The sequence below is a fragment of the Sphingobacterium sp. xlx-130 genome, from assembly GCF_011007405.1.
Classification (GTDB): domain Bacteria; phylum Bacteroidota; class Bacteroidia; order Sphingobacteriales; family Sphingobacteriaceae; genus Sphingobacterium; species Sphingobacterium luzhongxinii.
Window position 1 is genome coordinate 492,494 of sequence record NZ_WFKN01000006.1, and the last position, 26,397, is coordinate 518,890.

The window sequence follows — 26,397 nt, forward strand, 5'->3', positions numbered from 1 at the left end:
CTTCTTACACTGCGCTAAAAAAACGATGCTAACAAGTAATTAGATTTCTATTGTAAACGCAGGAAGTTATATCTCTGGCATATCCATCTTATTAACCACCATCTTACAATAAATCGAAATCCTGAAGTTTATGTCCAAAGGTATCGTCTCAGAGATTTTTTTGTATTATACGGGGTACAAATTCACTGAAAAATAGAACTTTTCTATGTCTTGGTATAAAAGAAACGGTACAATAAGGTATATTGTACAATTGAATTTGCAGTGTAATGAAAACAAAATACTTTTGGCTCATTGGGGCAGTCTGTTTGATACTTTTCTTGTCTATACCTTCTTTTCACCTACTGAGAACAAGGTGGAAGGAAGCTGGAACCAAAGTCGAAATTCCGCGAGGATATACTAATGATGCCAGTCAGTTGAATCTCACAAAGATGGATACTATTATTGCCATTCCGGCAGATAGAAACCAAATTGAAGCGCAGCTTAAGGGCATCTTCAAATATGCTAGAGAGAAAGGTTTAAAAATTTCGATCTCGGGCGCCAAACATAGCATGGGAGGCCACACGATATCACCTGATGGTATCTTATTGAATATGCTCCCCTATAAGCATATGGAGCTTGACACAGTGAAGAACATCTTATCGATAGGTTCTGGCGCTTTATGGGAGGATGCCCTGAAGTATCTTGACAGGTATGGTAAATCTATTGCGATAATGCAGGCTTTTAGCTCTTTCTCCATCGGAGGATCGATCAGTGTGAATGGACATGGCTGGCAGAAAGACCTACCTCCTATATCGAAAAGTGTTCACTCCTTTTCGATAATGCTGGCTGACGGTAAGGTGTTGAATTGTAGCAGAAGCGAAAATCAGGAATTATTCAAGCTGGTATTGGGTGGATATGGTTTGTTTGGTGTAATACTGGATGTTAAGCTCCATGTTGTCGACAATGCAGCACTGACCTATAAGTATATCAGACTATCTCCTGCCAACTATGTAAGCTCCTATAAGAAATATGTGTCTGATAACCCAAATGTAAATCTTGTATTTGGAAGGTTACGGATCTCGGATAAACACTTTCTAGAAGAGGCTACACTTAACTATTTTGAGGAAGTAAAGACGGATATACCTGCTCTCCAACAAACGAAAAGCACTGAAACACAGCGGCTGGTATTTAGAGGTAGTGTAGGTAGTGAATACGGAAAGAGACTGCGATGGGATCTGGAAACGGGCAAGAATAAGATTTCTAAAAATACTGTCTACACCCGAAATGAACTCTTAAATGATCATGTATCGCTGATTGAAAACAAAGATACTGCTTCTACAGATCTATTGCAGGAGTACTTTATTCCAGAAAGACACTTCAATCATTTTATACAGGATATCAAACCGATCTTAAAACGGTCTACAATTGATCTATTAAATATCACAATACGTGGTGTCCGTGAGGATAGGGACAGCTACCTGAACTATGCTAAAGAAGATGTATATGGATTTGTGATCCTGTTCAATCAAAAGAAAACAAAAGAACAGGAAGAGGCAATGAAAGAGCTGACTAATGAGCTTGTGGATGCAGCCCTGAAAAATGAAGGAACGTTTTACCTGCCTTATAGGTTGCATATCGACAGAGAAAAGATGCGTAAAGCGTATCCGCAGGCAGACAGTTTCTTTGGTATGAAACTAAAATATGACCCTACAGTACTATTCAGCAATAGATTCTACGAGCACTACAAGTAGGAGGACTTGATGAAATAGATGTATAGAAGATAACTAGCGATGTAACCTCTTCGTTAACATCATGACCATGCATACTAGCGGAATGGATAATATCAGTACACTAATTATGTTTTATTCTGAGCCTGCTATAACTTTCGCTTTATGTTTTTCGTCTTTGGAATAGTTCTTATACATCCAAGGGATACCTAACCGCCCTTTATAGGTCAAGATCTCGACACGTTGGGTGCTTTGGTCAATTTCTGCCCAATTCAGGAAAAACAATCCCATATGATGACTTCCCCAGTCCTTGTCGTCAAATTTTACGTAATCAGGATCTTCTCCCACGAAGATGAAAATCATAAGGGGGGAATCTGCTGTACCTTTCTCCCATACGTATGGCTGTTCCGAAAATGCGATATTGCCGACTTTTAGAAATGCTCCACTAAATAAACTAATGAGTATAAAACAGCTAAATAAAATGCCGTACCTAATCTTGGGCGCTAAAACAAACACAAGCGGCCTATGGAAATAAACGAACACGCATATACTGAGGGTCAAAATAAAGCCAAATATTATTCCCCAAATAAAAAAGAACATTTCATTCTTAAAATGAACATTATCAAACATAATGTAAGAAAAGGCTATTACCGAAATAATGCTACTCGCCATTAGTGCTAAACTACTTATGTACCTCACATAATTCCAATATTGAAAACTGATGGTCAAATGTATACTCACCATAATACAGATGGCTAATGCTATTGAAGGATTAAAATAAAACATATCGAAAGTAAGCACATAAAACACCAAAAGTGCGGTAGTGATGTAACAAAAACAAAATTTGAAGAAAAGCATATTCCACTTATTGGTATTAAGAAAACGGTAATATGTATTTTTGCCTTCATCTATTAATCGGGTTTGGTCTATCTCATCTAATTTGATGTGCTTGAAGTCCCTTTGAATTACAAATGCGACATTTGAATCCACGATCTGCCTGTGCCCTGTCAACCACTTGCTGATCTTATAATCACCGTATGTCCTGTTCATTCGCTCGGGTGGCCCATAGGGCCCAATTTCCAAAAGCAGATTAAATGAATCTATTCCAATAAAATCTGTGTCCCAATAATAATCTAGCCTACCCAGTCTTGGATCAAAAATACAAATCCCCTGATCGCTGAGCGAAGCATGCCACTGGAGGACATAACGACTGTACTGTGTCAATCGATAATAAAGGAAGATAGAAAATCCGAGTAGGCTGATAAGGATAGTGATGGGTGCGTCAAATGCAAGGGGTGTAAAATATATCCTGGTACATAAAAAAATAATAATAGCAAGCATTAATAGATTCAATATCCCTAAGATAACTTTATAAACCATTGAATACCTTAGGTCCTGTAAGAGTGGTTTAATCATAATATGGTATGTTAAAAAAACTAGTAGTACCTAAAGATAAGGAACATAGCTTACAATATCAAATTGCACATCTACGTATAAGGGGGAGGCGGCGTTAGAAAAGCTAACGATGTAAGGGGCAATCGCGGCTGTAAAGGGTAGCAGGAAATAAACGGTCGTAACGTCTATGTATTATTTGAAACGGATATACTATCGGCATGTGTTTTGACGTTATATAGGTATTCATAATTTAGGTTAATAATTGGTTAGTTAAAAATCCCTGAAGCTCCCCACTCGAGGGATTTTTTTGTCAGGTAATGCGCTATTGGATGCAATCGACAACTTAAAATGTTAAATTTGCTACTATGAGGTTATTCAGCTATTTAATCGTCCTATCAAGTATAGTTTTTCTTTCGTTCAACAGCCTAAAGCACCCTTTACATAAAAAATGGCAGCTCGTGGCCGAACAGATAACTTACCTGAATATGGATCGTACGCCCTATGACGGAGGCAAAGATAGGCTGGATTCGGTCAAAAACATGACTGTACAGTTTCTGCCCGATGGGGCTTTTAAGTCACCTGAAGGCGACGGCAGCTATACTGTATCCAAGGATTCTATACATTTAAATATCAATGGTAAAAATGCGGTATTCAAATACGAACTCAAGAATTCGAAACTAATAATGGAGCGCTATATCAAAGAGACTGAGTATATAGTTAGATCAAGACTTTATCTGGAATAACATCTATGAATAACAAAGAATGAAATAGGTGCCTGGATAAGATAGACCTCCTGCTCTCCAAAATACCTCGTCTGCAAGGAATTATGGAGATGGTCTTGTATCATAAACTTGCGGCCTGCCGCACTGTGTACTGCATGCAAATAAATTTGTACGAATAGAAAATTCTATGTATCTTTAAGGTATCAGGCTGAATAGTTGATATCTACATACTTTTTTTCTGTGTATTGTATATTGGGCCAATATCAGAAAACGATGTGATGACTATCTATTAAACATATAAAAACCAAATCATAAAACAGACTTAAAATTATGAATTTACTTTTCATCAGTTTCCAAGAGTTCTTTATTATGGTTCCCCTGTTCGGCACCTTTATCTACACGATATACCACGCTATTAAAAACCCCGTATTACAGGACAGTGAAAGAGCCTTATGGATTGTGCTCCTTCTTATAACAAATCTTTTAGGGATGCTGGCATATTGGGCCTTTGGTAAAAGTGGCCGTGGTAAACTAGGAATATAAATAACACAATTATGATTATAACTGCAATTTTAATGTACTTGGTCTGGGCTGCCATAATAGTGCTCATTATTTATGCTGTGTATCTGATGTTGGCTGCATTACTGGAGAGGTACCTCGCAGTAAAGAGAGAACATGCCTCTGCCCTACGCGAGCAGAGTGAAGCTTTGAAGGAAATAGCTTCTGCTATCAGAGAATCGAATGATAAGGATGCTGCTCCGGAGATAATATAGAACAATCGCAATGAAAAATGAACAGAATCAAAATAATAAGAACGGGTAATAAGCCTTAGTCGTACTACAGCAGTTAAGAGTAGATAGACCTATAATCTAAATTGAAGGCCTGTTTACACCTGGATTTTTTTTCAATCCGCTCCAATAAGAAAACTGTATTGACAACTATCATTCATACAGATATAATGCTGGACAAGTTTTTGTTTGCTATCAGCGTAATATACCCATTCCGCCGTTGCTCCGCAAATCGGACAGCATAGAGAGTCGTCCTCTATTGAATAAATTGGCCTTCCCATAATGATAAAATTTCATACAAAATTAATTCTTTTAACTAATGAAGGGTAATTAATTTCGTCATCAGGGTATTTAGGATAAAAGCTTTTGACATGCTGTCTGTCTGTCTGTCTGTGATAAAATCGACTCTTTGGAGAGTTTCATAGTTCATCGTCCAAATGGAGAATATTTTATAAGATCTATCTAAATCGATTGCGTAAATTCTTTCAAATAGGGCTTACATTTTTTTTAATTTTAAAAAAAGCTTTGTCCGATACGTTGAAGCGACCGAATTATAAATTTGTCACCTTAGTAATTTCTAAAATGGAATGTAATGCAATTAAGAATTTATGGCATGGCTGTCATTTAACATTTAGTGTTGTTTTTGACAATCATTGGAATAGGGTACCTATGCCAACCCGCGAAATTAAAACAAACTACGAGCGTATGCTCGTCCAAAATCTTGGCTATAATTAAAATTTAATCGAATACCATAATGAAATCGTACTGCTTTATAATTATTTCTCTTTGTCTTTTTCAAATACCAAGATTACAGGCGCAGTCCGCAACTGAACTGCTGCTAAAATATGACCGTCCAGCGGAATACTGGGAAGAGGCACTGCCTCTTGGAAATGGTCAAACAGGAGCAATGGTATTTGGTGGTGTGCAACAAGAGAGATTCCAGTTGAATGACCATACCTTATGGTCTGGATATCCGGAACCAGGCAATAATCCGGAAGCGGCCTCTCTCCTGCCCGTCTTGCGCAAACAAATATTTGACAATAAATTTGACCAAGCCGAAAAAACATGGCGTAAAATGCAGGGCCCTTACTCTGCCAGGTACCTTCCGCTAGGAGACTTATGGTTAGATTTTGAACACGATGGACAAAAGGCTACGGACTATCTAAGGACATTGGATATTCAAAAGGCGATCAGCACGACAACGTATACAATAGATCAGGTTAAATATACCAGAACTGCTTTTGTAAGTCATCCGGCAAAAGCATTGGTCATCCACCTTAAAGCCAACAAAAAAGGAAAAATAACTTTTAAATCAAGATTGAGCAGCGAACTGAAAGCTACAAGCCATGTAGAAGGGCAACAGCTATTGCTGCAGGGAAAAGCACCTAAATATGTAGCCCATAGAACTTACTTTCCAGAACAAGTGACTTACGATCCCAATGAAGGCTTGGAATTTGAAGCTCGATTAGCTATCCGTAATAAAGGGGGAAAGATTCAGGTCGGTAGTGACTTCCTCCAGGTTATCGGTGCCGATGAGGTGACTCTTGTTTTGACAGAAAGCACGAACTTTAATGGTTTTAACAGGTTTCCAAAAAATGGGGATAAAAAAGCATCTAACGAAGCTAAAGCAAAAATGACCAACGCTTTAAAAAACAAAATAGGAAAGCTGACTGATGACCACACAAGAGATTTCCGGCAACTTTTTGACAGGGTAAGCTTCTACCTCGAAGCTCCTGCGCAGAAAGCGCAATTGATGACAGATAGTAGACTTAGAAACTTTGAAAAAGATCCATCTGATCTGCACTTGCAGGCTTTATTTTTTCAATATGGACGCTATCTGCTTATCTCTAGTTCGAGACCAGGCAGTAGACCCGCCAACCTTCAAGGGCTATGGAATGACAAAGTACAACCTCCCTGGGGCAGTAATTATACGATTAACATTAATACAGAAATGAATTATTGGTTGGCTGAAAACACAAACCTGTCCGAATGTCATGAACCTTTGCTATCGTTTATCGAAGAACTGTCAATCAACGGAAAAGAAACTGCTCGGGTAAATTATGGTATACACGAAGGTTGGGTAGCACATCATAATTCAGACCTGTGGGCAAAAACATCGCCTGTAGGTCATTTTGAAGCCGACAAAACGTATTATCCCCAGGCATTTTGCTGGCAGATGGGTGGTGCATGGTTAAGCTTACACCTATGGGAACATTTTAATTATACGCAGGACAAGCATTTCTTGCGTGAAAAGGCTTATCCTTTGATGAAAGGTGCTGCTCAATTTATGCTAAACTGGCTTGTGGAAGATCCAAAGTCTGGTTTTTTGGTAACAGCACCTTCTACTTCTCCCGAAAACGTATACACGTTTGAAGGGAAGAAATATAGTATAGGAAAAGCCACAACAATGGATATTTCTATCGTCAGAGAGCTTTTTAAATCCATTATTTCTGCATCAAAGGAGTTAAATGTAGATGTTGAATTCCGGAATAAAGTTGAAAAATCAATGGCTAAGCTCTACCCCTTCAAAATCGGCAGATACGGGCAGCTTCAAGAATGGGCAGAAGATCTTGACGATCCCAACGATTCGCACCGCCATATATCTCATCTGTTTGGGCTTTTTCCAGGCTCACAGATCAGCAATGATGATAATGCAGATTTGGTAAAGGCGGCTAGACAAACTCTTGAGCACCGAGGGGATGTGAGTACCGGATGGAGTATGGCCTGGAAGATAAACTGGTGGGCTAGAATGCAGGACGGAGACCGTGCTTATAGCATTTTAAATAAATCATTCGTCTTTATAGAGCCTGCAGCTAAAAAAAATGTTAAGCGTAGGCCTGGTGGAGGGGTGTATTCTAATTTATTTAGCGGACATCCTCCTTTCCAAATTGACGCAAACTTTGGTGTATCAGCAGGAATTATAGAAATGCTTGTGCAGAGCCACGAGGGCTTCATACGTATATTACCGGCACTACCAACTGCCTGGAAAACGGGGAATATTAATGGCATAAAGGCCCGTGGGAATTTTGAACTGTGTATACAATGGGAGAATGGAAATTTGAAAGAAGTTGAAATCATATCTCATGGAGGAAAAGAATGTGATATTATAATGCCACAGAAGGCAAAAATTATAGGGGCTGAAGCTGTAGTAAACAAGGAAGGCAATCGCTACAAATTCAACACAAGGAAAGGGGGGAAATATCGAGTTGTCAATCTGTAGCTATTTTTTTATTATTTACTTTCTCTATCTTTAGGCGCATATGCTACATGTAACCTGTGCTATAATAGTCCATAAAAGTAAGGTCCTGATCTGCCAACGATCGGCCAGCATGAAGCTGCCGCTGAAATGGGAATTTCCGGGAGGAAAGCTCGAAAAGGACGAATCACTAGAAGATGGCCTGCGTAGGGAGGTGCGAGAGGAACTGGGTGTCAACATCGGTATAGACCAAGCATTGACGCCTGTAGAACACCACTACCCTACCTTTTCGATCTGCCTATATCCATTCGTCTGTGAATTGAAGTCCGGCACTGTAAAGGCTACAGAGCATGTACAGGCCATATGGGTAGAAGCGGCGGAGATGCTGCGCTATGACTGGGCAGAGGCGGATATACCTATTGTAAGGGAGTATCTGGATAATTTAGGTACCGGCGGCAGGATGTACTTGCCGATTGTAAAAACTGTCTGATTACGAACAGAAAAAAATCAAAAGCGTGCATGGCCCCATGAACTTCTACTAGTGGGAACGATACGTTAGAATTCTTTATATTTACTTTTCAAAATGCTATTATATAGGGTAATCAAACACTAAATTATGAAAATTATTATTGAAACAGGACGCCTTCTCTTGAGAGAGCTCGATCATATTGACACAAATGATTTATTTGAAATGGATTCTGATCCTGAAGTTCATTTGTATTTAGAGAATAGGCCCGTAACTTCAATATCCGAAATTACTCAAGTAATCAACATGCTAAAAATACAATATCAAAAAAACGGGATTGCTCGCTGGGCTGTTGTAGATAAGATAACAAATGAATGTATCGGTTGGTCGGGATTAAAGTATTTTGAAGGACCACTGAATAATCAAACTAATTTTTATGAGCTTGGATACCGTTTTAAGAGAAAACATTGGGGAAAGGGTTTTGCTACCGAATCTTCTAGAGCTATTCTAAGTTTTGGATTTGAAAAGCTAAGTATAGATTCTATTTATGCGATCACCGATCCCAAAAACCTGAATTCAAAAAGGGTACTGTCTAAATTAGGGTTTGATCTCAGAGAGACATTTGACTATGAAGGCGATATGACGGACTGGTTTGAATTGAAAAGAGAAACCTGGCATACAGCAAGAAGTCTATATCCTTAAATTGGCGAGAGATATCGAAAACGACCATGCGCGTATTCGATATTGAAGGCGGTGTCGAATACTTAGGCCTATTTTTGTGATTTACAGGGGATGGGAATACCTGTTACATAAGCATCAGATATTCCCATAAGTTTGAAAGACTATGTTTGCCTTTTTAGACGAATTCCCCCTTTTTCATTTCAGCATAGACACCAATGTGGTGTTCAATAACAATGAAATGACGCATAAAACTGCACAAACGAAAGAAAAAAATGTCGAAATTCTTGATTACAAAGTTGCTTCTCACTCATTTTTAAGATTAGAAATTAAGGCTTAATCCCGCATTACCACCTATAGGTTACTGCATTGATGTTCATTCCAGCACCTACAGACGCAAATAGGATCAAGTCGCCTTCCTTCAATGTGAATGAATCGATCTCTTTGCTTAATACCTGATGTAGTAGTGTCGGCACCGTGGCTACCGAACTATTACCCATGTGTGCGATATTCATCGGCATGATATCTGCCGGAAGACTTTCTATTCCATAGAGTTCAAAAAATCTTTTGACTATAGCTTCATCCATCTTGTCATTGGCCTGATGCAGGAAAATCATCTTTAGATCACCTATCGCTTCACGACTTTTGTCGAAACAATCTTTCATGGCCTGGGGTACATATTTGAGCGCATATTCATATACCTTTCTTCCTTTCATCTTGATGTACTGCGGCTCTCCTGTTTCTCCACTATTTTTGTTGGACGAACTGATATAATCAATTTCGTATCCGGTGTCAGATCGTACAGCTGTATTTATGATACCTGATTTTCCTGTCTCAGTAGCCTTCACGATACAGGCTCCTGCACCATCGGAAAAAATCATACTATCCCGGTCTGTAGGATCCAGTACCCGCGAGAGTGTCTCTGCACCTATTACTAGACAGATCTGCGCATCGCCAGACCGGATCGCCATATCCGCCTGAATCAATCCCTGTACCCAACCTGGACACCCAAATATGATATCATATGGAATGCACGCCGTATTTTGGATACGCAGTTTATTTTTTATACGTGAGGCTATCGATGGAACCATATCGCGCGGAGCACCGGGATATTTCATCTCTCCGTAGTTATGTGCGACAATAATCAGGTCTATAGATTCGCGATCTATTCCCGATTGTCTAATAGCTTCTTCTGCTGCAAAGGCACCTATATCGGAAGCGGCAATACCTAGGGGTGCGTATCGACGCTGCTCTATCCCAGTGATTGCCTTAAACTTGCGTATTATCGTCTCCACAGGCTGCTGGATCGGCGTATGCTCATCGGTATAGAATGTATTGTTTAAAAAAACCTCATTCCCTATTACCTCTGTAGGAATATAGGCCCCTGTACCGACTATTTTAGATCGAATCATGTGTATTATAATTTAAGAGAAACACTAAAAAAGGTTAATCCATCTGAATTTAGGGATAAATAACCGTATTTAGTTGCTGTTATCAAAATATTTTGGTCAATATATTTATAAAAAAAATATTCTAAGTTCTCGATTTATCCGCTAAAACATGAAACTTGTGACTACCGCTGAGAATACTCTGCTTCATAAAAGCCTTTATCTACCATTCTATTCCTTATGGAATTTCGTACTTTTACGACGCTATACAAAGCTTCTTCCTCGATGCTTGTCTCTATTCTTGAAAAGAACAGGCTTTACCGTAAAGAAGAAAGGTAGCAGTTAATTTAACCCTTTAGCAGATAAAATGAAAAAAATAACGATTCTACTCGTATTCATACTCAACATACTAACGCTTCGTGCGCAAGACAGTGTAATCTATAACGGAGTGACTATTTTTGAAGGTGATCTTCTCTTTGTCGGCGCTGAATCAGAAAATCTCTCCGGAGCGATCAATAGGGTCACACAACGATCGGAGAGCATCTCTTTTGATCATGTAGGTTTAATTGAAATAGCAGAAGGCATCCCGTACATTCTCCACGCAAGTAGTCGTAAAGGGTCAGTAAAAGAGCCTTTGGATAGTCTGAGTGGAGAGCAGCTGTATGTCATATATCGAATCGATAGCCAATATAGGTCTGCTATCCCGGAGGCAATAACAAAAGCAAACCGAATGCTGGGGAAGCCTTACAACTGGAGCTATAAACTGAACGATAGTACCTATTACTGTTCGGATTTTGTAGAAAGGGCTTTCAGGCACGTCGAACTATTTGTTTTGGAACCTATGACCTTTAAGAATCCTAAAACAGGTGATTTTGACGATTTTTGGATAGGGTTTTATGCTAAACAGGGATTGGCAATACCTGAAGGCGAGTTAGGATGCAATCCTAACGGCCTGGCTTCTAACCCTAAAATAAGCCGTATCGGCTTGCTCCGATTGTAGAACTAATCTATGATCCGGCCCAATGAAATTTTCGATGGCCGGACAAATGAGTCACCACTTTTGGTCAGAAAGTGATAGAGGGGGTATCGGAGATAAATAGCTCCGTAATTTTGGACGGGTAAAAATTGGTTAATCTTTTTTAATTTTAAAAATACATTTTGCTACTTATATTTGATAAAAAATGGGCTGAGCTAAGAAAAAACTGAAATAGACTCCCTTTAATCTGACATTATACAGTGAATAGAATATCTTGAAAACATAATCCTTTTGTATCCATATTTTGCCACTTGAATATATAGACCTATGAAACGTATCCTATATTATTGGGAAATGCTAACGCATATCGGTACAGATCCGTCTATGTCCTACATGGAGTTCAAAAGAGCGCAGATGGTGAACATGATTGCATGGTTCTGTATTCTTCCTGCCATGCTCTTTTCGATTACCAACTTTTTCGAACATCGTTATCTACTGGCATTGATTAACTTTTCAAATGGGCTATGTGATATTGCAGTGCTGCTGCTTCAATACCGCTGCAAACCAAATCATGCCAAGTTAATGCTCCTAACAAGCAACTTTATTTTCTTTTTTTTGGGAGCTGTTCTCTATCACAATGGGGCAGAATATTTTCTAGTGTGTATACTTATATCTTCAACACTTCTTTATGATGAGCGTCGGATTCATATTATCTTTGGACTAGCAGTCACTTTAGCTGTAGTATTAATCTATCTTTTCCCAAACATCAATTCGCTTGAAAAACCCGTACCCCTACTTCGTGTTCTTTATAACATAATCTGTGCGCTTATATTCATTATAGCCTCTGTAAATTTTTTTTTAAGGATCATTTACAAAAACATAAGGAAAATAGAAGATCAACGTCGCTCATTACAAGCCATCAATAAGGATAATGAGAAGATATTTTCTATAATCGCCCACGATATCAAAAGTCCTTTTGCATCGCTGGAAACTATGGTTGTAGCCTTGAGAGACCAAGTACTAAACAACGAAACTTCTGCTGATTTTATCCATCAGCTCCACCTCCGAATCGTTCAACAAAACCAAGTGTTGGATGATCTCTTGCAATGGGGAAGTAGCAGTCTACAGGGCATCGCCACCCCTCCTACAAAGGTGTTGATCAAACCTATCATCCAAAATATTTTAAATGGTTTTGAAGAACAAACCATAATGAAGCAATTAAAGATAACGCTACATGTTTCGAACGAAGAGCATGTTGTTGTAAATAAAGATCACTTTATCATTATATTACGTAATTTGATCAGTAATGCTATAAAATTCAGTTATGTCACGGGTGAAATCGAAATTTTCACGTCCAAGGACCAAAACTTCAAATTTATACACATTAAAGACCAAGGAGTGGGCATTAACCCTTCGAAATCAGTATTGCTATTTAATGTCATACAGCACAAATCACTTGGAACAGTGGACGAACCGGGGGCTGGCTTGGGATTAGTATTGTGTAAAGACCTCATCGAAAGAAACGGCGGCATCGTCCATATCAATAGCATACCAAATAAAGGTTCTATATTTACAGTTGGACTTCCTTGCCCTAAAACTATGGACAAGGAACCTGAGGCTAAAGAGAAAAATACCTACGCCGAAAAGAGAAAAATCTATAAGCTTCCCCACTCCCAAACACTGTGATAACCTCCTACTGACTCAACATATGTTAAAAATCCCTTGTAAAAAGGGTGAGCCCCTATAGTAGCACTATCTCCTATCACGACAATCTTCTTTCTAGCTCTTGTCAAGGCCACATTCATACGACGAATATCGGATAGAAAACCAATAGCTTGATCGCTATTACTACGTACAAGACTTATATAAATAATATCTTTCTCTTGTCCCTGAAAACCATCTATGGTAGTGATTTGAAGGCTACCGAAATCCTTATTATTGATTTCTGCCAACATGTCTTTCAGCAAGGTGGCCTGACCGCGATAGGGCGTGATGACACCTACGTCCGGTAAAACAGCATCGCGATGCAGATCACGGCATTGAGACAATAGTTCAGAAAGATGGCTTTTCAAAAAAAGTGCCTCTTCCCTATTCAATAGGGTATCATCTGCTTCAGACTCTTCGTATCCGGCCCCGGCTGTATCGATGAAAATAATCGGTTGGGAATCTCCCTGTAAAGTCCATTGTGACACAGACGGCGCTGCCTTTAACATTCCCTGGTATAAAACAGTAGATGGATAAGCCATTATCTGGCTATTCATACGGTACTGTGTGTCCAAGAAAGAAACCGCTTCGGGGTATAATTTGATTAACTTCTCAAACAACGTATGAAACAGAGCGTTACTCCGCCCCTGACTGGACTTGACCGTAGGAGGCAACTGACAATGATCTCCAGCCAATATCAAGTGGTCGGCTTTTAAAATAGGAATCCAACAAGCTGGTTCTAGTGCTTGTGCAGCTTCATCGATAATAACAGTCTTGTAATACCGATCTTTAATATAGGGGTTATTGGCTCCTACCAAGGTCGCTGTAATTACCTGGGCTTTGTTTAATATATCTTCGGTTACGTAATCTTGGATCCTGTCAATTTCCTTTCGTATTTTGCGGGCTTCATTTAACAAAGCTTTACGTTGTTCATATTCGGATCGTCCAAAGTTACGCTTATACTTATGAGCCATATCGGTGTACGCTCTGGCTTGTTTACCCAGCACCTTGACTTCTCGATAAGCAGGATGCTTATTAGCTTTTTCATCCAAGGTTAGCTCCATGAGATGATCGGAAATCTTTACGGGATTGCCTATCCGTAACACATTAAGTCCTATTAAATCAAGTCTTTCGGACAACACATCTACAGCTGTATTGCTGGGTGCAACGACGAGTACCTGCTGCCCTGTACGTTGTATTAGCTCATATATCGCGCTAATCAATGTCGTCGTCTTGCCTGTACCTGGGGGACCGTGAAGTATGGTCAACGGCCCCTCGGCCAACACCTGTCTTACAGCACTGTTTTGACTGAGGTTTAGGGCAGTATTCTCGTAAAACGTATTTTGTGAACCAACACGCAGAGGTTCAATTCCTATAAGTTGACGTATCAACTGTCCATTGTCCTTATCTATGGCTCGAGACTCGGCTTCCACTAATGCACCCGTCATCTCCCGGTAGGAATTTTCGTCAAATAAGAGATCTATCCCCAGTTTTCCCTTACGACTCCATTCGGGGAGATCATCCGTGCGGAAAGACACACGCATTAAATACTGACTAACAAAAGCTATTGTACCTGAAATCCGATCTTCATGCGGATTGTGGTTCGAGAACAGAGAAACAGGCATACCAAACCTAAACTTATGGCTATTTTCTAAGTCAGTGGTTTTATGGATCGTGAGGGTAAGATAATCTCCTCGCCCCAATTCACTATTCGTAATCTGGATAGGATACCAAGAAACGCCCAAAGATTTACGTGCATTGACTCCACGCTCTAAAAGCAACGATTGGTGCTGCTGTCTGTCATATGTCAGCTCAAGTTGTAATAATTCCAGTAGATCCTTAAAATAGTCCATCAATGCTTGTGTTATGTATTCAATTCGCAAATTAACCGCTTTTTTAGCACGTTAAGGTTAATATATGAAATATCCATGTAAAAAAATGTACAACCACTGATGACCGCGATGCAGCATGCCAGTCATATGAATTAAAGAATGGGCTTTAACGAACCGAACTTGCGAGGTCGTCGAAGATAATTATTTACATAGGAATAAATTATATCTCACCTCCTGAGAATAACACCTTATATATGTAGTCTTCCTATGAATATGCCACAAAGTTTTTTTAATTTTAGTTATCGGTATGCATGAATCATACAACAGTTTTTTTAAAAAATGGAAAAACAAGTTAATGCGGATGAATTTGTAGAACGTTTCATGATAGGTAGTCAGGAACACTTAAAACATCAACAATTTCCGGTCAAAATATTCCCCCTCAGCGAAATTGCTCCTTATATTAAGTTTCCTACTCCGCCTATTTTTTTAGGATACAATCTACTTGTCCATCTCACAGAGGGATATTTTACACACCAGATCGGCCCTAAGGAATATATGGTGAAGGCACCTGCTATCCTTATCAGTAGCTATGGCAACATCTCTGCAGTAAAGGCTGCTGATAAATCAGTAAATGGACACTGTATACTGATCAATGAAGCGGCTATGACTTCGATTTTCAGAGCCCAGGAAATTTTGAACATATTTAGCATTTCGCCACTGATCAACTTATCAACGGAAGATAGCCGAGATATCGATCAGTTATGTAAACTTCTGCGTAAAGAACTCTATGCAGATCATCCCTATAAAGAGCTAAATGATAGTCTGTTAAAATCTGTACTTCTAAAAGTAATTAAACTTTCCTCTTCGAATAAGCTATTGAATAGAAAACAAGAGATTGCGATGCGGTTTAAACATCTTGTTCACAAGAATTTTAAAAAACATAAGCATATAGGTTTTTATGCTGACAAGCTTGCTGTCTCGACCAACTACTTAAACCGATGTGTTTTTTCTGTTTTCAATAGCTCGTCTAAAGAGCTTATACTCGAGGTGTGTATTATGCATAGCCAATTACTTCTTTTTGAATCCAACAAGAGCATTTCGGATATCTGTTACGAATTGGATTTTTCTGATCCTTCTTACTTTTCACGTGTTTTTAAAAAGATAGTTGGACTCTCTCCAACAGAATATCGAAATAATGCTAAATAAAAAAAGCACGATTTGTCCTAGTATTGGTACGAGATAAGACACATAACACGACACATTATCCGCTATTTTTGTAATAAGGAAACGATTAAAGGAAATTTAACGCAGCAATACTTATCAATGCCCGTAAGAACATTGTTTTGTTTTGTGCTAGGATTGTCCTTAAATTTGTTTACTCAATGTTTCAATTAAAAAACGTTTGTTATGCTTAATCTAACGGAACAAATCGGTGTTCATCAAGATTTCAATCTGTATATAAAATCCTTTAAGGAGCGGTTGTCTAGTTTATTCAATACTGAATATGATTATAATTCTATCAGTTTGTCTAGGGGGCTCCCTCCCACATTTTTGAGTGAGATCATGGCGATGAACCCACTTTCAGTAGCTATTCCTGAAGAACATGGTGGCAGAGGCGTGCACGTCAAGGAATGTCTGGGCGTATTATCCGCCGCATCTTATGAGTCACTATCGCTATCGCTCATGTTTGGTATTAATATCGCTTTATTCCTGGAGCCTTTTGCTAAATATGCTGACCCATCTTTACACGCTAGCGTCTTCAAACGTTTCTTAGAAGATAAAGCTATGGGCGGCTTGATGATTACAGAACCCGGTTATGGCAGTGATGCCTTGAGCATGCGCACTGCCCATGAACTGCAAGGTGACACCTATACCATCAAAGGACAAAAGCACTGGCAAGGCTTAACGGGTGCTGCTGACTTTTGGTTAGTCACTGCCCGGAAAACTGTGGCTAATGGTGAATTAGCAAGAGATATTGATTTCTTTGTAACGGATAACGCTATCGAAGACCAAAAGATCATCGTTCAAAGGAAATTTAATAACCTAGGTCTTTATGCCATTCCATACGGTCTGAATGATATTAACATCAAAGTCCCCGCTGTACAGAAGTTGGTAGCTGAAAGCACGGGTATCAAATTGATGTTGGATACGTTGCACCGTAGCAGGTTGCAATTTCCTGGTATGGGTATGGGATTCATAAAGCGTCTTTTGGATGAGTCTTTATTACACTGTAAGACAAGACGCGTTTCGGGACAGCCATTGAGTGAGATAGATGCTGTAAAGTTTCAATTATCACGTATCCAAGCGGCCTACACCTTATGCTCGGCCATGTGCTCCTACAGTAGCAGCATTAGTTCTATAGCCGAGGATTTGTTTGGTAATGCAGTTGATGCCAATAGTGTGAAAGCACTAGTTACTGATTTGATGCAGGAATCCGCTCAAATAGCACTACAGCTGGCCGGGGCAAATGGATATCGCCTAGATCATATCGCTGGTCGAAGCGTAGTAGACAGTAGACCCTTCCAAATTTTTGAAGGATCTAATGAAATGCTTTATTCGCAGGTCGCTGATGCTGTAGTACGGGTGATGCGCAAAACGAAAGTCGGCAATCTGCTCGATTATCTAAAAAGCTACGAGCTTACAAAAGATGCAGCAGAAATATTCGGTAGTACTTTGAACATTAACCTCCCGGATCAAACTAAACAACGCCAGATGGTTACATTGGGGAGAATGATTGCACGTGTAGTCTGCTTCCAGTTTGTAGTACATTCTAACCATCGCGGTTTCAACAATGAAATGACCGAGATAACCCGCCAGCACATACAAATGGACTTGAGCATGTTGGCAGGGCAATGGTCAGCAGGCACACAGGCAGATCCATTAATGGACTACGAAGAAGGTAGCGATTGGACAAATTTTATACATCAATAACAGTTGAAACATAACTTAGATAGGTATCTAAAGTTATCGCTATAAAAAAAGCCTGTGACTATACGTCACAGGCTTTTTTTATAGCTAGTTTAAAATCAACTTAGGTGATAGCTTTGATTTTTAAATTCCATTGAAATGTAGTATTGATACTTTTGCTTATCAAGTGGATAATCCCAACAGCCTAAGCGGTGATAAATATCCCCTCCAAATCCAGACTTGAACCTATAAAGTCCATAAAGTGGATGCGAGGGATCTGCCTGAGGAGCTACTCCAAAAAAATCATACTCGGTACACCCCAGTTCTCGTGCAATTTGCATGGCTCGCCATTGCAACGCATAGGTTGCCATATAATTTCTATTCTCCGTTGCCGACGCCCCATAGAGGTATGTTCCTCTATTCGCGGCGACGACCAAGAACATAGCCGCTAGTGGTGTTTCATCAACTTCAGCAACCAAAAGATATACATCCGCTGGCGATAGCGTATCATTTGCCCGTGCGGAAAGCACGATCTTGAAATAATTAATATCGTGAAGGAAAAAGTTATTGCGCTCGGCCGTTTGTCGGTACAAATCGTACCAGACATCTATACTTTCTAAACCTAGCGATTGAATACGAACGCCTTTTCGTGCGGCAAGATTAATATTATACCGCGTCTTAGGCTTCATTCGTGCAAGCAGCATTTCATCATCTCGCTTCAGATTCATGAATATGGTATTTGATGGTAGAATGTCTGTATTGGCTTTATGTAGATTCCAATGCGTTGTATTGAAATTAAGTCGCATTTCCTGAATACGTCTATCAGGCACACCCAACCAGTTGCCGTGCAGATCGTAACAATCATCATCTTTTGCCCAATGAGATTCCCAAGATAAATCATACCGAATCATGATACAATTCTGCGGTAGATAAGATCGCAGACTCTCGGAAAGTTGCTCTAGAAAATAACCTTGATTTTCTTCAGAAGGTTCCACTTCTGGGCCGTAAGGTACATAAGCAATACAGTGTTCCTTATCTATCGCCTGTATGATAACTAAAAAATCGCCTATCAAATAACCTGTATCTGTTGTATCTACATACAAATCGGATAACTTGGTCTCAAAATTAAAAGCTTTGGACTGCAATCCCTGTAATTTCTTAACTGCTGACCAATATGCTGTCTGCTGAATAATGCCTGTTCGGTATAAGTCTTCAACTTCCTTGTCCTGAATATCTGCTATCATGTTTCCTTTTATTCTTTTTTTGAATAAAACATACTGAAATAAACCCTATCAATATGCCAAAAGTGGCAAACATATCTATTATTAATGGATAATACCAGAAGCTATTGTTGATTTAATGTTAAAAAGCCTGTCTATCTAAACCTCAATAGTGCAGGGAAAAATACTAATTTGCTGTGATCTTATTTTTTGCGGCTACATAACGATCAACCTTCTCCATCAATAGCTAGGATAAAACGACACAAACGGCTCCTACATAACCGACAATAAGCAAACCAAATATACCGGCACTATAGGCACATGCAGATACAATATTCCCAAAAGAAGAAGCGCTGATATCCACGGCTTTGAAAAGCATATCACCTAAGGGGGGCATTACCATAAAATCCAGCACAACGGTAAACGGTGTCAAGCCAATAAAAAAACGGTCTTTTCATAACTTGAAAAACTGGATTGAATAATGGATTCGGACATAGAATAGCTTTGTTGAAGCTTAAAAGTAAGGAATATTTTAAAATTATGTGATGGGGTGTTTTATCCTTTCCTCTCCTTTATCCTTTCCTCACCAAGAGGCTATCACAGACCAACGAAGTCAACATAACGCCTACTCTTCCCAAATAACTCACATGCATACTCTTATCAAAATCCTCAATATCTTCGATGCGGATACTTATCCCTAATCCTAGCTCACGCGCATCAAGGTATTTCAAAAGAGACGACGACGACTGTCCGACAGCCATCAATTCTACCTCATCTCCCACCTGACACTCACTAAGTTTTAAATATGGGGCTTCTGCGACATTACCCTCCTTGTTAGGGATTGGAGACCCATGGGGGTCTACGGTAGGGTATCCCAAAAGTTCGTCCATCTTATTGAAAAAATCGGGGGCGTGTATATGCTCTATCTGCTCTGCAATATGATGTACTTCGTCCCATCCAAATCCCATTTTCTCGACCAAATACATCTCGGTCAAACGGTGCTTCCGAATTACCAATGCAGCCTGTAAACGCCCTTCGTCAGTCAACTTCAGGGGTTTATAATTTTCATGAATGACAAACCCCTTGTCGGCAAGCCGCTTCATCATGCTGTTTACGGTCGGCATTTTTATATCCAGAAACCGACTGACCTCATTGACCGTAGCCTCTCCCTTTGTTGCAGACAACATAAATAAAGCCTTCAGATAGTTTTCCTCTATGGGCGTGTTCATACACAAATCTACAAATTATTAGAGTATGCAAACATATTTGTTGAGAATAATTTTGTTAGAATAATCTAACTTATTACTTTTGATAAAATAAATTAGCTCACGTTAAGCAATTTCCGACATGTTTGAATCCATTATTTCATTTTTAGAGCAGACTGATCCAATTTGGGCAGCCTTTTATGCGACCATGTTTACCTGGTTGTTGACCGCCTTAGGTGCTGCTTTCGTATTTTTCTTCAAAGGAAACCACAAGAAATTTATGGATGGTATGCTCGGATTTACAGGAGGAGTAATGGTAGCTGCCAGTATATGGAGTCTACTTATACCTGCTATCGATATGAGTGATGGCGAAGGCTTTACAAAAGTAATGCCCGCCGTACTAGGCTTCTTGGCAGGAGCAGCATTTCTATTTGTCTTGGACAAAGTATTACCTCATTTACATGTCAACTTTAAACAAGTAGAAGGTATAAAGACACCCTGGCAAAAAACAACACTGCTCGTATTAGCCATCACCTTACATAACATTCCAGAAGGATTGGCTGTAGGGGTATTATTTGGTGGTGTCGCTGCTGGTATTCCTGCCGCAAGTATCGGTGGTGCAATAGCACTAGCCATAGGTATAGGATTACAAAATTTTCCAGAGGGAATTGCCGTTGCTATGCCATTGCGACGGATGGGGATGAGCCGCCGAAAAAGCTTTTTTTACGGACAGCTTTCGGCTATTGTCGAGCCAGTTGCAGGGGTTACTGGAGCAATTGCCGTGGCGGCCTTTACGCCTATTTTACCTTATGCATTGGCATTTGCAGCTGGGGCTATGATATTTGTAGTCGTAGAAGAGGTAATTCCGGAAGCACAGCAAAATAAGAATTCAGATATGGCTACCATGGGATTTATAGGCGGATTCATCATTATGATGGCTCTTGATGTGGCATTGAGTGGCTAGAGAATTAAAATTAATCTAGCCGTATTAACTTAAATTCAATGGGAAGTACTGGATAATCCAAACTATCCGTCTTGACTTTACTGATTTCGAGGAGCACGTCCATTCCTTCATAAACTTCACCAAAAACAGTATAATCTCCATCCAACCGAGGCTGCCCTCCAAATTTAAGGTAGCTGGCCCATTGCTCCGGCGTATATTTACGCCCTTTCTTTTCTTCCAGCTGAATCAAATCTTTCTCTAAGACGGGTCTGCCTACCACGAAATAAATCTGATTTAAAAATGAGGCTTTCGCGGGATTATCGTCCCGTCCAGCACCTAATGCTCCAACTTTATGAAAAGCTCTCTGGTCGAACTCGGGCCCTAACCTAGGCTTTGCACCAGAGGGATCAGCTCCCTCTCTATTGGCTATATCGACATCATGCTCACCACCTTGCACAACAAAATCAGCTATAACCCGATTAAAAAAAGACTTCATATAGACTCCGTCCTCAACAGACTGTAAAATCAAATCCCTGTGCCGGGGTGTAAAATCGTAAAGTAGTACCTTAATATTTCCAAAATCCGTTTGGAATACCAAGCGGTTGGTTTGTGCCTGTAGGGATATTGTCCCCAACAAAATCATTATCAAGAGTGATACTATTCGCATATATATCAAAATAAAATTAAAGTTAACTTTCAACCCCAAACAAATTCGCCCTTATACCCAATATAAGTGTTTAAATATAAAAACGAATTTTGTAGCTATCCTCATCTATTTAGATTTTTTACAGATAAAATGTCAAAGATGTGTCATTTCAGATAAAAAACTTCCTATCCCCTTGCATAGTGTACAGATTACACTTATATTTGTGCTATCATAATTTAGGTTTATAATTGGTTATAAAGGTTTTCATTCTCCCCGTTTGAAAACCTTTTTTTTTCTGAAAGTTTTTGCTGTTTATCAATAATATTGCAATACAATGTTAGACCAGTGATTATTCATGGACCTATTTTCTTGTACAGACTAATTCGTTTCTGTTTCTTTTGTATGATTATTTATCATGAAAAGGACTTGATTAATAAAAACAAGAGTATAATTTTTTGTTCGAGCGCTAAAGGCATCAACTTTTGGTTCTTAAACGTCTGATATCAGTTTTTTTACGGGGAGTCTAACCACCAAAAAAGCGACGATCTTTTATTTGGTAGGACGTGTACAGCTCGAAGCAAGACTTGGGGTGCCAAACTCTGATGCGACCTTAAAATAGTTTACAGACTTTATTTTGCACTGGGCTGTTTTGAAGAGGCATATAAGGCGGATTCTTGCCAAATGAGATCATTGATCAGATGGAGTTTAAATGCAGCTGACAATCCCGAACATCAACATATTTCGCTGATTTTTAGCGCTTTGTAATTTTCTTTTTACACTAAATCGTTTCATAGCGTCAAAAAAAACGGTACATTTCTATATTTATAAATTTAAACTATTTTATTATGAGAAAAGCAATCTTAGTGAGATTGACATTTTTGGCTTTAATATTATTGAACGCTTGTTCTGATAGAAGTCAGTTTGATGAATTTCAGTTCAATAAAGTCGGTATTGGTGACAAACTTGCGAACAATAAACCTTTTGCCATGTTCGCTGTAGAAGGAGACGCCTCTCCACAAGAAGTGGCTAATCAAAAATTGACCAAGTTAATAGAAGGTTTTGGAGTACAGAGAAACAGACTGAATAAAGAGGTACCGGATTATCCTGAGTACTATGGAGGGGCTTATATAAGCAAAGAAGGAAACTTGACAATCTATATCTTCGGAGATATGCAGCTTGGAATGCAACGAGTAATTTCAGCAGTCGGAGAAAGTAAACTTGAATTTAAGGTAGCTGATTATTCATACGCATATCTTTCGGATATTATGAATCAGCTTAATGCATTTGCTGCTAAGAATATAAAATCAGCAATTGTGGAGAATATCAGTGTTTTCTCATTAATGGACAGTGAAAACAGAATTGTGATGGAACTAAAAGATATTGGTGAAACAAAAATAAATGAATTTAAGGCTTCCGTTTTAAATTCTCCCGCTATAATTTTTAAAAAATCTGAAGGTGAACCTATGTTTGAATCCAGCCTCCAACCAGGACAGTCCATATCTAGTTATTTAAAGGTGGGATCAATCGGATTTAGAGCAAAGCGCATATCGGATGGAAAAGAAGGAGTAGTTACGGCAGGGCATGTAATACGTCAAGCTGAGGCCGCATTTTATGAAAATTCTAATTCGATTATCATAGGTGGATGTTATAAAACCCAGATCGAAGGAACGATTGATGCGGCGTTTGTTACCATTTTTAATCCCGCTTATGCCGCGTCAAATTTATTATGGGGTACGGCATCAGATTTATTATCTGTTTCTACAAGCCAACCGGGAGCAGGAACTGTTGTGAATAAAATAGGATACGTAACGAATCATACTTCAGGAGTAATATTAAGTACTAATGCGTCATGGCCAGCTCCTTTAAATAATAATATAATTACAGATATGACAACAGCAACATATACGAGTGCAAAAGGAGACAGTGGTGGGATAGTCTACACCTACATCAGTGCTACAGGTACACGTCCGACTGTCGGAATACACACTGGCTCTCAAACAGTTGGAAGTACAAAAACAGCTTATTTTACGAAAGCAGACAATATTTTAACTACCTTTGGATTAGCTAGGTATTAATTACAGATTAAATTTTAAGATATGTTTACACGAATAAATTTCTTGGTTTTTTTTACCCTATTATTTCAGTCAAGTTACGCTAGTAGTAGCGTTAACCCCTCCGCTATAGTTACAGAAAATTTAAACATTTATAAAACACAGGCAACGGGTGGTGGCTATAATAGTCCAGATAGTATTGAGATGCAACTATTACCAAATGTGCTACTTCGAACCGAGGATAAAAAGATAGTACAATGTGTAATAATGAATAAGACGGAAGAAATATTGTATTTTGGCGATCCGGTTACAATAGAACGATTTGTAAATGGAAGATGGCAGAATGTGCCTTTACTCGAAAATCTTGGATGGCCAGATTATCTTGGAGTTGTCAGGCCTAAATCGAAAAATTCACAACCATATGGTATTCCATTCATATTAGATGATGAATTTAAAAAAGCTGGCAGATATAGGTTATGTAAAGAGCTTTGGTTTAAGAGTAAGCCTGAGCAGAAAATATTGGTGACTGCAGAATTTACTATTAAATAGTGAAGTTCTATACTATAACTTGTGTATGTAAATACTAATGGGCATTTCAACTCCATTAGTATTTTTTGTTTATTATTTTACAGGTCTGAATATATAAATTGCTTATCGAAGCTGCCTTTACTTTTTTTCTGAAAGTGTATGTTTTCAGAGGCCACCAAGAACTTTCATTTCTGTTGGTGATTCAATCGAATCATGAAAGTTTTGTTGTCTCCGACCGACTTTTCATCCTACAATACGATCGTAAATGGCATCCCACAAAGCTATTCTTTTTGTTAAAGCCTCTTTTGACACCTTTTTTATGGCATCCCATTTTGCTTCATCTTCCCCCGCTGGCTCCATGATCATCTGCATAGCAAGAGGCCCATGCTCATCGCCGTCCAATTCGCCTCTCCACAAGAAGTGGCTAATCAAAAATTGACCACGTTAATAGAAGGTTTTGGAGTACAGAGAAATAGGAAAGCAGACAATATTTTAACTACCTTTGGATTAGCTAGGTATTAATTACAGATTAAATTTTAAGATATGTTTACACGAATAAATTTCTTGTTTTTTTTTACCCTATTATTTCAGTCAAGTTACGCTAGTAGTAGCGTTAACCCCTCCGCTATAGTTACAGAAAATTTAAACATTTATAAAACACAGGCAACGGGTGGTGGCTATAATAGTCCAGATAGTATTGAGATGCAACTATTACCAAATGTGCTACTTCGAACCGAGGATAAAAAGATAGTACAATGTGTAATAATGAATAAGACGGAAGAAATATTGTATTTTGGCGATCCGGTTACAATAGAACGATTTGTAAATGGAAGATGGCAGAATGTGCCTTTACTCGAAAATCTTGGATGGCCAGATTATCTTGGAGTTGTCAGGCCTAAATCGAAAAATTCACAACCATATGGTATTCCATTCATATTAGATGATGAATTTAAAAAAGCTGGCAGATATAGGTTATGTAAAGAGCTTTGGTTTAAGAGTAAGCCTGAGCAGAAAATATTGGTGACTGCAGAATTTACTATTAAATAGTGAAGTTCTATACTATAACTTGTGTATGTAAATACTAATGGGCATTTCAACTCCATTAGTATTTTTTGTTTATTATTTTACAGGTCTGAATATATAAATTGCTTATCGAAGCTGCCTTTACTTTTTTTCTGAAAGTGTATGTTTTCAGAGGCCACCAAGAACTTTCATATCTGTTGGTGATTCAATGGAATCATGAAAGTTTTGTTGTCTCCGACCGACTTTTCATCCTACAATACGATCGTAAATGGCATCCCACAAAGCTATTCTTTTTGTTAAAGCCTCTTTTGACACCTTTTTTATGGTATCCCATTTTGCTTCATCTTCCCCCGCTAGCTCCATGATCATCTGCATAGCAAGAGGCCCATGCTCATCGCCGTCCAATTCGATATGACGTTCAAAATAATAGATAAATTTCTGCAAATCAGTATCGGGAAAACGAACCTGGATTTCTTTGAGTATAGCACTAAACATGCCTGGAATTAAATCTTCTCTGCCAAAAGTAAAAGCAGCAGCAACTTCGTGATCTCCTCCATCAAAAATAACAGTAAAGGTATAGTCTAAAAAAGCTTTTATACGTGGATCAGCCTCCAGTCCACCTATAGCTTCTCGAACCTGTACACCTTGCTTGATAAGGGTGACGAACTGATCGATAGCAGCGGTATCTGCCCCCATTGAAATCATCGCATCCAAATACATTTCAAAATGACTTAACCGTCTTCCGTCAATATACTCGTCCGATTCTTCGGCCAACACAATTTCATTAATAAGGTATCTTGTATTTGGATATTCTGAAGCTACCCAGGGTACCTGTGTGCATGTAAGGCGCCTTTGTAAACTTTTCAATAAAGACATAAAATCCCAAACGGCATACACGTGTACTTCGGTAAATAAACGTAAATCGTTAATACTACTAATTTTGGAGTATAACGGATGTGCTAATAGTTGTTCGCGTTCATTTTGGATATACGCATTAATCTCTTCAATCTTATTCATATACAA

At 38.9% G+C, this 26,397-nt stretch carries 24 protein-coding genes; 15 read left to right on the plus strand and 9 right to left on the minus strand.

Annotation, left to right across the window (positions count from 1 at the left end):
- Positions 1–266 precede the first annotated feature (266 nt).
- Positions 267–1,730 (plus strand): FAD-binding oxidoreductase, encoded by a 1,464-nt coding sequence (locus tag G7B18_RS13655; RefSeq protein WP_164112388.1) that lies wholly within the window; start codon positions 267–269, stop codon positions 1,728–1,730.
- Between the two features lie 111 nt (positions 1,731–1,841).
- Here the strand turns inward: G7B18_RS13655 and G7B18_RS13660 are convergent, their stop codons facing one another.
- Entirely contained in the window at positions 1,842–3,122 is a 1,281-nt protein-coding gene (locus tag G7B18_RS13660) for a hypothetical protein (protein WP_164112389.1), read from the minus strand.
- 344 nt (positions 3,123–3,466) lie between these two features.
- Between G7B18_RS13660 and G7B18_RS13665 the strand changes: the two genes are divergently transcribed.
- The 6 genes from G7B18_RS13665 to G7B18_RS13690 all read left to right on the plus strand — a co-directional run bounded on the left by G7B18_RS13665 (position 3,467) and on the right by G7B18_RS13690 (position 8,975).
- Complete coding sequence (locus G7B18_RS13665) at positions 3,467–3,844, plus strand: hypothetical protein (RefSeq protein WP_164123107.1); 378 nt, start codon at positions 3,467–3,469, stop codon at positions 3,842–3,844.
- A 309-nt stretch (positions 3,845–4,153) separates the two neighbouring features.
- A complete protein-coding gene (locus tag G7B18_RS13670; RefSeq protein WP_164112391.1) occupies positions 4,154–4,366 on the plus strand; it encodes a PLDc N-terminal domain-containing protein in 213 nt (70 codons plus the stop codon).
- Positions 4,367–4,377: 11 nt separating this feature from the next.
- Positions 4,378–4,596 (plus strand): hypothetical protein, encoded by a 219-nt coding sequence (locus G7B18_RS13675; protein ID WP_164112392.1) that lies wholly within the window; start codon positions 4,378–4,380, stop codon positions 4,594–4,596.
- A 769-nt stretch (positions 4,597–5,365) separates the two neighbouring features.
- A complete protein-coding gene (locus tag G7B18_RS13680; RefSeq protein ID WP_164123109.1) occupies positions 5,366–7,831 on the plus strand; it encodes a glycosyl hydrolase family 95 catalytic domain-containing protein in 2,466 nt (821 codons plus the stop codon).
- Positions 7,832–7,871: 40 nt separating this feature from the next.
- A complete protein-coding gene (locus G7B18_RS13685) occupies positions 7,872–8,297 on the plus strand; it encodes a (deoxy)nucleoside triphosphate pyrophosphohydrolase (RefSeq protein ID WP_164123111.1) in 426 nt (141 codons plus the stop codon).
- Positions 8,298–8,423: 126 nt separating this feature from the next.
- Positions 8,424–8,975 (plus strand): GNAT family N-acetyltransferase, encoded by a 552-nt coding sequence (locus tag G7B18_RS13690; protein WP_164123112.1) that lies wholly within the window; start codon positions 8,424–8,426, stop codon positions 8,973–8,975.
- 323 nt (positions 8,976–9,298) lie between these two features.
- Here G7B18_RS13690 and G7B18_RS13695 read toward each other — a convergent pair whose 3' ends face one another.
- Positions 9,299–10,363, minus strand: coding sequence for a 3-oxoacyl-ACP synthase III family protein (locus G7B18_RS13695; RefSeq protein ID WP_164112396.1), 1,065 nt, complete (start codon positions 10,361–10,363; stop codon positions 9,299–9,301).
- A gap of 343 nt (positions 10,364–10,706) precedes the next feature.
- Here G7B18_RS13695 and G7B18_RS13700 point away from each other — a divergent pair, with 343 nt between their 5' ends.
- Both G7B18_RS13700 and G7B18_RS13705 read left to right on the plus strand, forming a co-directional pair.
- Positions 10,707–11,339 carry a YiiX/YebB-like N1pC/P60 family cysteine hydrolase gene (locus G7B18_RS13700; protein WP_205601718.1) on the plus strand — a complete coding sequence of 211 codons (633 nt, stop codon included), beginning with the start codon at positions 10,707–10,709 and terminating at the stop codon, positions 11,337–11,339.
- A gap of 303 nt (positions 11,340–11,642) precedes the next feature.
- Positions 11,643–13,001 (plus strand): sensor histidine kinase, encoded by a 1,359-nt coding sequence (locus G7B18_RS13705; protein ID WP_164123113.1) that lies wholly within the window; start codon positions 11,643–11,645, stop codon positions 12,999–13,001.
- Here G7B18_RS13705 and G7B18_RS13710 read toward each other — a convergent pair.
- Positions 12,971–14,872, minus strand: coding sequence for an AAA domain-containing protein (locus tag G7B18_RS13710; RefSeq protein WP_164123114.1), 1,902 nt, complete (start codon positions 14,870–14,872; stop codon positions 12,971–12,973). The genes G7B18_RS13705 and G7B18_RS13710 overlap by 31 nt on opposite strands.
- Positions 14,873–15,190: 318 nt before the next feature.
- On the opposite strand from G7B18_RS13710, the gene G7B18_RS13715 reads away from it, so the two are divergent.
- Complete coding sequence (locus tag G7B18_RS13715; protein ID WP_164112399.1) at positions 15,191–16,057, plus strand: helix-turn-helix domain-containing protein; 867 nt, start codon at positions 15,191–15,193, stop codon at positions 16,055–16,057.
- 201 nt (positions 16,058–16,258) lie between these two features.
- Positions 16,259–17,782: an acyl-CoA dehydrogenase family protein gene (locus G7B18_RS13720; RefSeq protein ID WP_164123116.1), complete on the plus strand. Its 1,524-nt coding sequence runs from the start codon at positions 16,259–16,261 to the stop codon at positions 17,780–17,782.
- 95 nt (positions 17,783–17,877) lie between these two features.
- Here the strand turns inward: G7B18_RS13720 and G7B18_RS13725 are convergent, their stop codons facing one another.
- From G7B18_RS13725 to G7B18_RS13735, 3 genes are all read right to left on the minus strand, one after another.
- Positions 17,878–19,002 carry a lipid II:glycine glycyltransferase FemX gene (locus G7B18_RS13725; protein ID WP_164112401.1) on the minus strand — a complete coding sequence of 375 codons (1,125 nt, stop codon included), beginning with the start codon at positions 19,000–19,002 and terminating at the stop codon, positions 17,878–17,880.
- A gap of 223 nt (positions 19,003–19,225) precedes the next feature.
- A complete protein-coding gene (locus tag G7B18_RS13730) occupies positions 19,226–19,375 on the minus strand; it encodes a hypothetical protein (RefSeq protein WP_164123118.1) in 150 nt (49 codons plus the stop codon).
- Positions 19,376–19,550: 175 nt separating this feature from the next.
- On the minus strand, positions 19,551–20,207 hold the full coding sequence (locus G7B18_RS13735; RefSeq protein ID WP_164112403.1) for a metal-dependent transcriptional regulator: 657 nt from the start codon (positions 20,205–20,207) through the stop codon (positions 19,551–19,553).
- Positions 20,208–20,325: 118 nt separating this feature from the next.
- Here G7B18_RS13735 and G7B18_RS13740 point away from each other — a divergent pair, with 118 nt between their 5' ends.
- Positions 20,326–21,147: a ZIP family metal transporter gene (locus G7B18_RS13740; protein ID WP_164112404.1), complete on the plus strand. Its 822-nt coding sequence runs from the start codon at positions 20,326–20,328 to the stop codon at positions 21,145–21,147.
- A gap of 10 nt (positions 21,148–21,157) precedes the next feature.
- Here the strand turns inward: G7B18_RS13740 and G7B18_RS13745 are convergent, their stop codons facing one another.
- Positions 21,158–21,793: a peptidylprolyl isomerase gene (locus G7B18_RS13745; RefSeq protein WP_240452862.1), complete on the minus strand. Its 636-nt coding sequence runs from the start codon at positions 21,791–21,793 to the stop codon at positions 21,158–21,160.
- An 824-nt stretch (positions 21,794–22,617) separates the two neighbouring features.
- On the opposite strand from G7B18_RS13745, the gene G7B18_RS13750 reads away from it, so the two are divergent.
- Entirely contained in the window at positions 22,618–23,847 is a 1,230-nt protein-coding gene (locus G7B18_RS13750; RefSeq protein WP_164123120.1) for a S1 family peptidase, read from the plus strand.
- Positions 23,848–23,868: 21 nt separating this feature from the next.
- On the plus strand, positions 23,869–24,372 hold the full coding sequence (locus G7B18_RS13755) for an immunoglobulin-like domain-containing protein (RefSeq protein WP_164123122.1): 504 nt from the start codon (positions 23,869–23,871) through the stop codon (positions 24,370–24,372).
- A 222-nt stretch (positions 24,373–24,594) separates the two neighbouring features.
- Here G7B18_RS13755 and G7B18_RS13760 read toward each other — a convergent pair whose 3' ends face one another.
- Positions 24,595–24,783 (minus strand): DUF3050 domain-containing protein, encoded by a 189-nt coding sequence (locus G7B18_RS13760; RefSeq protein WP_240452863.1) that lies wholly within the window; start codon positions 24,781–24,783, stop codon positions 24,595–24,597.
- Between the two features lie 111 nt (positions 24,784–24,894).
- On the opposite strand from G7B18_RS13760, the gene G7B18_RS13765 reads away from it, so the two are divergent.
- A complete protein-coding gene (locus tag G7B18_RS13765; RefSeq protein ID WP_164123123.1) occupies positions 24,895–25,398 on the plus strand; it encodes an immunoglobulin-like domain-containing protein in 504 nt (167 codons plus the stop codon).
- A gap of 222 nt (positions 25,399–25,620) precedes the next feature.
- Here G7B18_RS13765 and G7B18_RS13770 read toward each other — a convergent pair whose 3' ends face one another.
- Entirely contained in the window at positions 25,621–26,391 is a 771-nt protein-coding gene (locus tag G7B18_RS13770) for a DUF3050 domain-containing protein (RefSeq protein ID WP_164112409.1), read from the minus strand.
- Between the last annotated feature and the right edge of the window lie 6 nt (positions 26,392–26,397).

Coding starts and splice junctions, on each gene's coding strand:
- G7B18_RS13730 (WP_164123118.1), bottom strand. CDS start 19,375: ATGCCCCCCTTAGGTGATATGCTTTTCAAAGCCGTGGATATCAGCGCT.
- G7B18_RS13735 (WP_164112403.1), bottom strand. CDS start 20,207: ATGAACACGCCCATAGAGGAAAACTATCTGAAGGCTTTATTTATGTTG.
- G7B18_RS13715 (WP_164112399.1), top strand. CDS start 15,191: ATGGAAAAACAAGTTAATGCGGATGAATTTGTAGAACGTTTCATGATA.
- G7B18_RS13690 (WP_164123112.1), top strand. CDS start 8,424: ATGAAAATTATTATTGAAACAGGACGCCTTCTCTTGAGAGAGCTCGAT.
- G7B18_RS13740 (WP_164112404.1), top strand. CDS start 20,326: ATGTTTGAATCCATTATTTCATTTTTAGAGCAGACTGATCCAATTTGG.
- G7B18_RS13770 (WP_164112409.1), bottom strand. CDS start 26,391: ATGAATAAGATTGAAGAGATTAATGCGTATATCCAAAATGAACGCGAA.
- G7B18_RS13675 (WP_164112392.1), top strand. CDS start 4,378: ATGATTATAACTGCAATTTTAATGTACTTGGTCTGGGCTGCCATAATA.
- G7B18_RS13750 (WP_164123120.1), top strand. CDS start 22,618: ATGAGAAAAGCAATCTTAGTGAGATTGACATTTTTGGCTTTAATATTA.
- G7B18_RS13755 (WP_164123122.1), top strand. CDS start 23,869: ATGTTTACACGAATAAATTTCTTGGTTTTTTTTACCCTATTATTTCAG.
- G7B18_RS13705 (WP_164123113.1), top strand. CDS start 11,643: ATGAAACGTATCCTATATTATTGGGAAATGCTAACGCATATCGGTACA.
- G7B18_RS13685 (WP_164123111.1), top strand. CDS start 7,872: ATGCTACATGTAACCTGTGCTATAATAGTCCATAAAAGTAAGGTCCTG.
- G7B18_RS13725 (WP_164112401.1), bottom strand. CDS start 19,002: ATGATAGCAGATATTCAGGACAAGGAAGTTGAAGACTTATACCGAACA.
- G7B18_RS13665 (WP_164123107.1), top strand. CDS start 3,467: ATGAGGTTATTCAGCTATTTAATCGTCCTATCAAGTATAGTTTTTCTT.
- G7B18_RS13765 (WP_164123123.1), top strand. CDS start 24,895: ATGTTTACACGAATAAATTTCTTGTTTTTTTTTACCCTATTATTTCAG.
- G7B18_RS13670 (WP_164112391.1), top strand. CDS start 4,154: ATGAATTTACTTTTCATCAGTTTCCAAGAGTTCTTTATTATGGTTCCC.
- G7B18_RS13720 (WP_164123116.1), top strand. CDS start 16,259: ATGCTTAATCTAACGGAACAAATCGGTGTTCATCAAGATTTCAATCTG.
- G7B18_RS13700 (WP_205601718.1), top strand. CDS start 10,707: ATGAAAAAAATAACGATTCTACTCGTATTCATACTCAACATACTAACG.
- G7B18_RS13710 (WP_164123114.1), bottom strand. CDS start 14,872: ATGGACTATTTTAAGGATCTACTGGAATTATTACAACTTGAGCTGACA.
- G7B18_RS13655 (WP_164112388.1), top strand. CDS start 267: ATGAAAACAAAATACTTTTGGCTCATTGGGGCAGTCTGTTTGATACTT.
- G7B18_RS13680 (WP_164123109.1), top strand. CDS start 5,366: ATGAAATCGTACTGCTTTATAATTATTTCTCTTTGTCTTTTTCAAATA.
- G7B18_RS13660 (WP_164112389.1), bottom strand. CDS start 3,122: ATGATTAAACCACTCTTACAGGACCTAAGGTATTCAATGGTTTATAAA.
- G7B18_RS13745 (WP_240452862.1), bottom strand. CDS start 21,793: ATGCGAATAGTATCACTCTTGATAATGATTTTGTTGGGGACAATATCC.
- G7B18_RS13695 (WP_164112396.1), bottom strand. CDS start 10,363: ATGATTCGATCTAAAATAGTCGGTACAGGGGCCTATATTCCTACAGAG.